Source organism: Streptomyces hokutonensis (genome assembly GCF_000376565.1).
GTDB lineage: Bacteria > Actinomycetota > Actinomycetes > Streptomycetales > Streptomycetaceae > Streptomyces > Streptomyces hokutonensis.
This window is the reverse complement of the sequence record NZ_BARG01000073.1, coordinates 1-1,049: the sequence shown is the minus strand read 5'-3', so window position 1 is coordinate 1,049 and position 1,049 is coordinate 1. Positions and strand designations below refer to the sequence as shown.

Sequence of the window (1,049 nt, the reverse complement as noted above, 5' to 3'; positions counted from 1 at the left end):
CGGCAGCCGATCAGCGACGGACCGCGCTACTGAACAGCGAGGCGCTGCGGATCGCCCAGGAAGCCGGTGCCCGCACTGTCGACCTCACCTCGCGCCCCGACCGAACCGCCGCCAACCGCCTGTACGAGCGGCTGGGCTTCCGCCCCCGGGAATCGACGGTCTACCGGTTCCCCGTGAAGCCGGGCCGGTAGCCGCCTGGGTCACGCGGTCGGCGCTACATCATCGCCAGGTACACCACCGCCGCCACGACCAGTACGGCGGCGACGACGCCGGCGATCAGGCCGATGCGGGGTCCTGCGGGAGCGGCGGCCTGCTGTTGCCGGCCGCCCTGGGGGGTCTCGTCGACGAAGGCACGGAACATCTGGGTGCTGCCGGCGGGGTCGTAGTTGCCCTCGGGGCCCTGGGTGTTTGCCATGGGCCGAGACACTAGCGAATCCCCGGGGGACACCCAAGTGCGGGGCCGCGTGCGGCCATTCCCACCTGTGGGTTTACTTTCGCCAATGCTTGCCTTTGCCAACTTTTTATGCCATACCCACCCGGTTTTATTTGCCTGTAGCAACCAACCTCTCTTATGGTTGCCCCAAGCAACGAACGCGACCATGGAGGGTAGGGGAGGCGTGATGGCCGAGCGGGCGCAGTACGAGGAGCTGATGCGTCAGTTCAGCGCCTTCGGCGCCGTACGCAGGGAGCTGGGACGGATCCTGCCGTCCGACTGCCCCAGCGGCTCCGCGGCCGTACTGACCCTGCTCGGGCGTTACGGGGACATGCGCATGAGCAAGCTCGCAGAACTGCTCTCCGTCGACATGTCCGTGACCAGCCGCCATGTCGCGCACGTCGCCGACCGGGGCTGGATCGAACGGTCCGCCGACCCCTCGGACAAGCGCTCCCGCATCCTGCGCCTCACCCCCAGCGGCCAGGTCCGGCTCGACGAACTCTCCCGGCGCACCGCCCAGTTGCTCGCCGACCGGCTGAGCGACTGGAGCGACGACGAGGTCGGCCAGCTCATCCGGCTGATGGCCCGGCTCCGCGCCGACTTCGGCGACTGCCGC

Annotated in this window: 3 protein-coding genes; 2 read left to right on the top strand and 1 reads right to left on the bottom strand. The window is 69.1% G+C overall.

What is annotated here, in order from left to right; genetic code table 11:
* Positions 1-191: GNAT family N-acetyltransferase (locus tag SSP08S_RS40085; RefSeq protein WP_019073289.1), on the top strand; the 191-nt coding region annotated here is incomplete at its 5' end.
* Positions 192-214: 23 nt separating this feature from the next.
* Here SSP08S_RS40085 and SSP08S_RS40080 read toward each other — a convergent pair.
* A complete protein-coding gene (locus tag SSP08S_RS40080) occupies positions 215-415 on the bottom strand; it encodes a hypothetical protein (RefSeq protein ID WP_019073288.1) in 201 nt (66 codons plus the stop codon).
* 205 nt (positions 416-620) lie between these two features.
* On the opposite strand from SSP08S_RS40080, the gene SSP08S_RS40075 reads away from it, so the two are divergent.
* Positions 621-1,049 (top strand): MarR family winged helix-turn-helix transcriptional regulator (locus SSP08S_RS40075; RefSeq protein ID WP_019073287.1); only part of this gene is annotated, 429 nt, incomplete at its 3' end.

What these genes read in the sequence shown, in the direction of transcription:
- SSP08S_RS40080 (WP_019073288.1), bottom strand. Translation starts at nt 415, where the DNA reads ATGGCAAACACCCAGGGCCCCGAGGGCAACTACGACCCCGCCGGCAGC.